The organism is Rahnella sp. P4_A8 (assembly GCF_056402435.1).
On the sequence record NZ_JBFUHK010000091.1, the window covers coordinates 1 to 8555 of the forward strand.

Below are 8555 nucleotides of genomic sequence, written 5' to 3' on the forward strand. Positions count from 1 at the left end.
GAATTGTAGCGCGGGAAAAATACATGGCGTAACCTTTGGCATCCCGAACCACTTTGACCGCATTCGGGTTAAACGCTTCTTCCGCTGTTTCAATTGGCACTGCCAGTGTTGCCATTCCTGCTTCACTGTTTGCCAGATTATCAGCCACCTGACGGATGATAACAGGCGGGATCAGCGGCTCGTCGCCCTGAACATTAACGATAATTTCATCATCGGAAAACTGACATAAATCGATGACTTCTGCCAGACGCTCAGTGCCTGACTGATGATCAGGTCGGGTAAGACAAACTTCACCACCCGCAGCTTCAACCGCCGCCACAACGTCAGGATGGTCTGTCGCAACAATTACACGTTTAGCACCCGACTCCCGTGCACGTTCCATCACATGCACAACCATAGGTTTACCGTTGATATCGGCCAACGGCTTCCCCGGCAAACGGCTTGACCCGAAGCGGGCCGGGATAATAGCAACAAAACTCATGGGTGTGTCTCATCAACAGAAAGCGGGCGGGCCTCGTTTTCTAATAAAACAGGGATCCCTTCACGCACGGGATAAGCCAGGCTGTCTGCCTTACACACTAATTCCTGCGACTCTTTATTAAAGTAAAGCTTCCCGTTACATACAGGGCACGCAACGATTTCAAGCAAACGGTGGTCCATAAATTCCTCCCGGAGGCGAATACACCGCATTTTCAGCAAGGTGTAACGTAAAAAAGCATTGGAAACACAACATAGCGGTTCAGGAGAATAACATAACGCCGCACCCCGCGTTAATCCTCACTCATCCTCCGATACGACTTCAAAGAAGTTACATTTCTGTAAATAAAAAATATCTCCTGAGGAGCATTGCGCTGCCGATTTCGTGGGAGTACAATTTTTTTGTGATGCACGTCACACTAAACACCTTCAATATGAGCACTAAAAATGAAAACCATTAACAAAATCATCGCAATGTTCGCTAACTTCAGCCACTAAGCTGGATGCCACCTGCAATCATCGTGAAATAACGGCTGCCTGATGCAGCCGTTTCATTTTGTGACATTAAATCTGCCAGTCTCTTTCCCAAAACACCGTTAACGTTTCAGGTACTTTCACGGTTTTGACTTTTTCAGCTCCCTGCCACTGTGCAAACCGGCTGATTGCTCCGTGTATATCTTTTGCACGTCGTGAAGACATCGTCACATCGGGCTCGAGATGGAGGCTTTTCACTTCCAGTAGTTTTTCTTTGCGATGCATTTTTGCATCCACCCGACCAATCAGTTCACCCCGCTGCAGTATGGGTAGCGTGAAATAGCCGTACTGGCGTTTTGCTTCCGGCGTATAGCATTCGATCCGGTATTCAAAATTAAACAACATTGAGGCGCGTTTACGATCCCATACCACGGGATCAAAAGGTGAAAGCAGCGTGGTGACCGTTGAACCGATCCGTGATTCAGTGGCTTGTTGCAGAAGGGGAAACTGTTTCCGGTGGACATAGTAAATATCTTCAAGCCCGGCCACTTCGACCGGTGTAATTTCCTCGTCCATCAGTAATTGTGCAATCACAGCCTTGGTATTCACCCGCCTGAGGCGATAATAGTCCGCCAGCCATTCCGGTCTAAAGATGCCAAGATATTGCGCCGAACGCCGCAGCATCTGATATTCCGCTGCAGACTGTTCAAGAGTCTGGCTCGCATCGTCCCAGCCAGGCATCACCCGTTCAGCAAGGTCGTAAACCCGGTGGAAATTACGCCGTTCAGACACCATCAGTTTCCCGGAAGTAAACAATGTTTCCAGGTGCTTTTTATGAGGCTTCCAGTCCCACCAGCCGCTGGCAGACTTTTTATCTGTACTGAAATCGGCCGAACGCACAGGGCCATTTTCAGCAATGTGTCCCAGCAGTGCCTCAATATCCGTCTGATGTTCATCAAACCAGGTCTGAGAAAATTTCCACCCCATCCCCTGAGGATTGAGCATCCGGTGGCGCAGGAGTCCGTAATCTTCACTGGGAATAAAACAGGCCTCATGTGCCCAATACTCGAATATTTTTCCTGCCGGGAGGGCTTGTTCCAGCCATTGAGGGTCGTAATTACCTAAGCGGCTGAACAACACCAGATAAGGACTGCGCGCAACCACGCTTATCGTGTCAATTTGCAGCAATCCCATATCACGGATCGCCTGAACGACATCCGCAGCAACAGGCTTTCGGGTCACTGGTTTAAGAAGATTTTGCGCAGATAGATGCAGGGTGCGGGCTGAAGCAAGAGATATAACCGGGTGAGACATATCGGTATCCGTGGCAGCAATTTAACTGTGGATACCGATAGCATATTTTTACCGGAGCGTAAAATTCAACTCAACGGTGAACAACAAAACCGGACTCAGAAAGCAATAACATCAGCCGCGGAAGGGCCATGTGTTACGCTGCGGTAAGTGGTGAACTCCACCTTCTGACCGGCACTCAGAGATTTATTCCCTGTATTGGCGATGGAAGTACGCTGAACATAAATTTCAGAAGAACCATCAAGCGGGCAAATAAAACCGTAGCCTTTAGCCTGATTATACCATTTAACTAAACCCATTTTTAACATCATAATTTCTATCCTTTCTTTTGGGCATCCATGAACACACTTTTTTATTATTGTTCGGATGCGTTTGCCCATTGCTAAGTTATTTTTTTATAAAAAACCTCTAATGAGCGAATTAGTTTTAACGACTACTTTTACAACTTTCACGACGTCTTATAAACGCCGTATTTACCTTTTCAGGTATGTAAAACCCGCCATCCGGCGGGTTTTACTCTGCTGATATGATTAGCGATTAACGTTGTTTCATATCATCACGTTTGTCTCTTATCAGAGTGCAATAACGTTAGCAGCAGCAGGACCGCGCGGGCTATCCTGAATGGTGTATTCTACACGCTGGCCTTCGGCCAGAGTTTTGAAACCATCGGTTGCGATTGCAGAGAAATGTACGAATACATCCTTACCGCCATCAGCCTGCTCAATAAAACCAAAACCTTTGCTTTCATTGAACCACTTAACCTGACCATTTTTCTTCGACATATTTAAAACCTTTTACAAAATATAAAATCCTGCCATTCGGCAATACTAGCCAATAGTTCAGACAATTACTTATGGGGAGGACTTAGAAGGTTCGTCTTGGAAGCGGAATCATCGGGAAAGAGATAACGTCTGGGAGGAACTGCTTTACTCTACACTCATACATAAATAGCGCTGCAACACAGGCTGCAAGCATTTACTCATAAGTGCAGAGCAATAGCAAGTCACGTTGCGCAATTATTCTGGCGTTAAACATTAACGGTGAATATTAGTCTTTAAAATCAGGGAGATTGAAACTTTAGATTTACGTAAATTTTTATCAGAGGCGCGAAAACGGTCTGTTTTTGCTGTATCAATGCATCTTTTGCAAAATAAGCTCAGCTATTCTTTGGAGCAGTTTCTCAGCCTGGTCACCCTCGATTTTGGCGTCAACCGGTAAATACCACCAGTCTGGCTGAGCAAAAGAACGACATTTTACTGCATCCTTTTCAGTCATCAGAAGGACCTGTCCTGGTGCCTTCACAGCTGACAGTTGTCCGGAGGTGTAAGCCTGATGATCCGAAAAAGCGACTTCCTTTTGTACATTTATCCCTAGCTGTTTCAACGTGGAAAAGAAACGCGGTGGATGCCCGATGCCGGCAATCGCAACCACATTTTTCAATGCAGAAGCATCACACTGTTCACCTGTGACCAAATTTATCGCTTTGCCAGGTTGCAAGAACATCGCTAACTCACCAGGACGGGCTGTGCCCCCATTGGTAATAACCGCATCCACTGAACGCAAACGAGATTCTCTTTCACGCATAGGTCCTGCAGGTAACCAGTGACCATTACCAAAACGGCGGACTCCGTCGATCACAACAATTTCGATATCACGCTGAAGTGCATAATGCTGTAATCCGTCATCCGTGATGATAACGTCTAACTCATTTCCATCAAGTAATGCTTTCACCGCATCAGAGCGAACCGGAGACACCGCAACCGGTGCCCCGGTTCTCTGAAATATTAGCACTGGCTCATCACCTGCCTGCGTGGTGGGCGTCGCCTCCGTCAGCAATAAGGGATAGTGCTCAGCCCTGCCACCATAACCGCGCGAAACGACTCCAACACGAAAACCATGCTGCTGGAGTGTTTCAACCAGCCAGATCACCACCGGCGTTTTACCATTACCTCCGGCAGTCAGATTTCCGACCACCACGACAGGCACCGAAGCCCGCCAGCTTTTTTTAAGCCCCGTTTTATAGCTGTAACGGATCAAAGTTGAAACTAACCCGTACAACCATGAAAGAGGCAGGAGTAACAGATATAGCGGTGATTTCCCTGACCAGATGCGCTCAATCATTGGCCAAACTGCATCCGGTACAGCTGTGAGTAAACACCACGCTCTTCGAGCAGGCTCGTATGTGAACCACGTTCCACCACGCAACCATCTTCAATGACCAGAATCTCATCGGCCTTTTCAATAGTGGATAAACGGTGTGCGATCACCAGGGATGTGCGGTTTTTCTGTAGTTCGTCGAGTGCAGCCTGAATAGCACGCTCAGATTCAGTATCAAGGGCAGATGTCGCTTCATCAAGGATCAGAACCGGCGAGTCACGCAGCAAGGCACGCGCAATTGCGATACGCTGACGCTGGCCACCGGAGAGCAGAACGCCATTTTCACCAATGACCGTATCCAGCCCTTGATCCATTTTGCTGATAAAGTCCATCGCGTAAGCCATCGTCGCCGCTTTTTCGATTTCTTCGCGGGAGTACATATCCGTACGGGCGTAAGCGATGTTATTGGCAATGGTATCATTGAACAGGTGGACGTTCTGAGAAACGAGTGCCACCTGATCACGTAATGACGACAGGGTATATTCCCGCAGATCATGACCATCCATCAGGATATTACCTTCCTGAATGTCATAGAAACGGGTCAGCAAATTCGCGATAGTCGATTTACCGGAACCTGAGCGGCCAACCAGTGCAACAGTTTTACCCTCCGGCAGGTTGAAGGAAATATCACGCAAAGCAGGAATATCGCGTCCCGGATAAGTGAAGGTCACGTTTTTGAATTCGACATTTCCGTTAACGCGTTTGACTTCCAGTTTCCCTTCGTCTTTTTCCTGTTCCATATCCAGGATTGAGAACAGCGTCTGACAAGCGGCCATACCGCGCTGGAACTGGGAGTTCACGTTAGTCAGGGACTTCAGCGGACGCATCAGGGCAATCATAGAAGAGAACACAACGGTGATAGTACCCGCGCTGAGCGTTTCCATCACGGACGGGAAGCTTGCCGCATACAACACGAATGCCAATGCCAGAGAGGCGATCAACTGAATAATCGGGTCTGAAATTGAAGAAGCGGAAACCATACGCATACCTTGCTGGCGCATACGGTTACTCACTTTATCAAAACGCGCGGTTTCAACTTTCTGGCCACCGAAGATCAACACTTCTTTATGACCTTTGAGCATCTGTTCCGCGCTGGTCGTCACCTGTCCCATGGTGTTTTGCATTGTTTTACTGATATTACGGAAGCGTTTAGACACCACACGGATAACAACAGAAACAATCGGCGCAATTACTAACAGGATTACAGAAAGCTGCCAGCTGTAATAGAACATCATGACAAACAGACCAATGATTGACGCACCTTCACGTACGACGGTCACGAGCGCACTGGATGATGAAGACGCCACCTGCTCGGAATCATAGGTGATACGGGAAAGTAAGGTACCGGTAGATTGCTGGTCAAAGAATGCTACGGGCATTCTCATCATGTGACCAAACAGACGACGACGCATATGCATCACCACTTTGCCCGAAACCCATGAAATGCAGTAACTCGAAATGTAGCCACTGACCCCACGCACAACCATCAGACCGATAACGACCAATGGCATCCAGAGTAGGATCGAGCGGTCAGCTTTACAAAACCGTCATCCAACAGAGGCTTCAGCAAAGACAGCATGAAAGTATCACTGGCAGCGTTTGCGACCAGCGCAATAGCCGCAGCGATCAGCCCGGCTTTAAAAGGTGTGATCATCGGCCAAAGGCGACGAAATGTCTGCCATGTGGAGAGATCTTTATCGTTCATCATGCAATATCAACCAGCATCGAAAGAAATAGCGGTCTATTCTACTCATTATCTGTAGATACTCCAAACTGGCGGTGATACCAACGGGGGATTAATTGCTCACGTAAGCCTTTAATTGTCCAATAATCATCAAAAACGAAGAGGCTGAGTTGACCCGATTCAGACGTTGAATGCCAGTCATAGTGCGCTTTGTTGTATCTGCTAACAACTTTATGTGCCGGCAGATGCCATTTATTAAAACGGGATGCGGACGCCAGTGCGATAACCGGCTTAACTGCCCGCAAAAATGGAGGTGTCGATGACGTATTGCTGCCATGATGAGGAACCTGAAGTACAGTGGCTTGCAGTTCGCTCCGCCACTTCCTGACTAACGCTTTTTCTGTTTCAGTTTCAATATCTCCGGTCAGGAGCAAACTGAATGAACCGTCATCAATGCGGATAACGCAGCTGTCGTTATTCCCTGCATCCTCTGACATTTTATCCGGCCACAAAACGTTAAAATCCAGCCCCTGCCAGCGCCATTGCTCGCCTGCTATGCATTTCAGATGATGCTGATCCGACAAAGCACTTTCACGAACGCTGGCGGCAGGATAACGGTTTTGTAACGGGGCCAAACCGCCCCGGTGATCCATGTCATTATGACTGATAATTATCTGTTCCAGCTGAATATTCTTCCAATTTAAATAAGGGATAATATTTTGTTCAGCGGCTGAGCCCCCTTCCCAACGGTTGCCGGTATCATAAAGAATGCCCCGGCCGTTTTTGCTGATAAGAACAGACAAGCCATGTCCGATATCAAGCATATCAACCCGCCAGCGCTCCGATGGATTTCTGTTCAGCCAGACAGAAGAGATCGCAAAAAGCGACAGCAACAGTGAAAGGCAATATCTCAACGGGCAAATCCGCCAGCACAGAAGCACCAGCCATCCCATCAGGCTCACGGCCAGAAATGACTCACCCAATGGGATCCAACCGTCCGGTAATGCTTTTACCCCCCACAAAGCCAATCTCAATGTGGCATCCGCCAGTTGCCAAAGCAGAGCTTGTGCGTTATCCATCAATGCGCAGGGCGCGGCGTTCGTCAACAAGGCCAGTAATACCAGCGGGACTGTGATCAATGAAACAACCGGAACTGCCCACATATTGGCCGGAAACGAGAAAACGTTTATGCCGTGGAAAATCCAGACCTGTAAGGGCAACAGAAGAAGTGTCATTCCCACCTGCAGATGCCCCCAGCGAAACAATGCCCAATACCATGCCTGCTGAAACATTGCAGGAAGAGGCACCCACTGGAACCAGAAAACCAGAGCCCCCACCGCGAAGCATGACAACCAGAAGCTGTCGGACAATAAATTCATAGGGTCGACCAGCAGAAGCATAGCCACCACCCAAAGCCATATCTGGCACGGATGACAGCGGACACGGAACAGACGCAGCAGGATCCACATCAACACCGCAAACGCTGCACGCAGCGCAGGTGCATTACCTCCGGAAAGCCAGGTATAGAACAGCAGAAAAACGCCGCTCACGAATAACGGAAATCGGTAGTCAATCAGTTTTACCGGCAGCAGATACTGCAATCCACGCGCCAGCCACCATCCAAATAACGCCGCAATTCCAATATGTAGGCCTGATATCGCCACCAGATGCGCGATGCCAGTCTGTTGTAACAGTAGCTTATCTGCAGCCTGTATAAATCCTTTTTCGCCAAAAGCCAGTGCAATCAGTACAGGCGTATTTTCCATCGGTGGCATCTTCTGCTGCAACCGCTGAATAAATTGCTGACGAAGCGAACTTCTGGCATCTAATAGCTGCCTGTTACGGACAGTTGCTGTCAGAGGTGCATGCTGAGCCAACGCCCAACGCTGGGCATCAAATCCGCCTTCATTCAGCAAGCTGTGGACGGGCCGCATACTGACGATCATATCCCAGCGCTGGCCCGCTAACAGTTCTCCCTCTGTCTTGTCCCATTTAGTGCGGAACATGACCGGCGGGAAAATTATTTTTCCTTCTGCTTTTTCTATTTTGAAGAGTACAGAAGATGTACTGGTGCTCCCGAGATTAATACTCTCTACCACGGCGATAACATGACGCTTTGTGCCCTGAAGCGCTGAAATCTGATCGAGCTGAATACCGCCCTGAAACGAGGCCCAACTGAAACTCAGCAGGCCGATCGCTATCAGGCTGAATATTTTGTGATGAAATCTGAAGCAGCATGAGGCGCAAAGACACAGCGTGACCAGATGAATAGCCGAAGGAAGTTGGGAAAAAATAAGCAGTGGCAACATCCCTGCAATAACCGCTAAAGCAGCCTCGTCCAGTGAAATTTTGATGTTTTACTCCCTTCACGTTCATCAGACATGTTTTCGTGCCGGAGTATGATTTTCATGCAAAGAAGGAGCAACCAGGAAAGCAAAACGCTGCGTGACGT

General features: G+C 48.3%; 7 protein-coding genes and 1 pseudogene. All 8 read right to left on the bottom strand.

Features of this window, described 5'->3' with window-relative positions:
- Nucleotides 1–481: 3-deoxy-manno-octulosonate cytidylyltransferase (gene kdsB / locus AC1DUO_RS22295; protein WP_477988792.1), on the bottom strand; the 481-nt coding region annotated here is incomplete at its 3' end.
- Nucleotides 478–660 carry a Trm112 family protein gene (locus tag AC1DUO_RS22300; RefSeq protein WP_013574842.1) on the bottom strand — a complete coding sequence of 61 codons (183 nt, stop codon included), beginning with the start codon at nt 658–660 and terminating at the stop codon, nt 478–480. The genes kdsB and AC1DUO_RS22300, both read right to left, overlap by 4 nt.
- 381 nt (nt 661–1041) lie before the next feature.
- Nucleotides 1042–2265: a winged helix-turn-helix domain-containing protein gene (locus AC1DUO_RS22305; protein WP_112151112.1), complete on the bottom strand. Its 1224-nt coding sequence runs from the start codon at nt 2263–2265 to the stop codon at nt 1042–1044.
- A 95-nt stretch (nt 2266–2360) separates the two neighbouring features.
- Nucleotides 2361–2573, bottom strand: a complete 213-nt coding sequence (locus tag AC1DUO_RS22310; RefSeq protein ID WP_013574840.1) for a cold-shock protein — start codon at nt 2571–2573, stop codon at nt 2361–2363.
- A 261-nt stretch (nt 2574–2834) separates the two neighbouring features.
- Nucleotides 2835–3044, bottom strand: coding sequence for a transcription antiterminator/RNA stability regulator CspE (gene cspE, locus AC1DUO_RS22315; protein ID WP_013574839.1), 210 nt, complete (start codon nt 3042–3044; stop codon nt 2835–2837).
- Between the two features lie 349 nt (nt 3045–3393).
- The gene (gene lpxK, locus AC1DUO_RS22320) at nt 3394–4383 is read right to left on the bottom strand and encodes a tetraacyldisaccharide 4'-kinase (protein WP_217244256.1); all 990 of its coding nucleotides are present in this window, start codon (nt 4381–4383) and stop codon (nt 3394–3396) included.
- Nucleotides 4380–6127: pseudogene (gene msbA / locus AC1DUO_RS22325) on the bottom strand (lipid A ABC transporter ATP-binding protein/permease MsbA). Before msbA ends, lpxK begins: the two are co-directional and overlap by 4 nt.
- A gap of 38 nt (nt 6128–6165) precedes the next feature.
- Nucleotides 6166–8445: a ComEC family protein gene (locus AC1DUO_RS22330; RefSeq protein ID WP_228388951.1), complete on the bottom strand. Its 2280-nt coding sequence runs from the start codon at nt 8443–8445 to the stop codon at nt 6166–6168.
- Between the last annotated feature and the right edge of the window lie 110 nt (nt 8446–8555).

Coding starts and splice junctions, on each gene's coding strand:
- AC1DUO_RS22300 (WP_013574842.1), bottom strand. CDS start 660: ATGGACCACCGTTTGCTTGAAATCGTTGCGTGCCCTGTATGTAACGGG.
- AC1DUO_RS22305 (WP_112151112.1), bottom strand. CDS start 2,265: ATGTCTCACCCGGTTATATCTCTTGCTTCAGCCCGCACCCTGCATCTA.
- AC1DUO_RS22310 (WP_013574840.1), bottom strand. CDS start 2,573: ATGATGTTAAAAATGGGTTTAGTTAAATGGTATAATCAGGCTAAAGGC.
- cspE (WP_013574839.1), bottom strand. CDS start 3,044: ATGTCGAAGAAAAATGGTCAGGTTAAGTGGTTCAATGAAAGCAAAGGT.
- lpxK (WP_217244256.1), bottom strand. CDS start 4,383: ATGATTGAGCGCATCTGGTCAGGGAAATCACCGCTATATCTGTTACTC.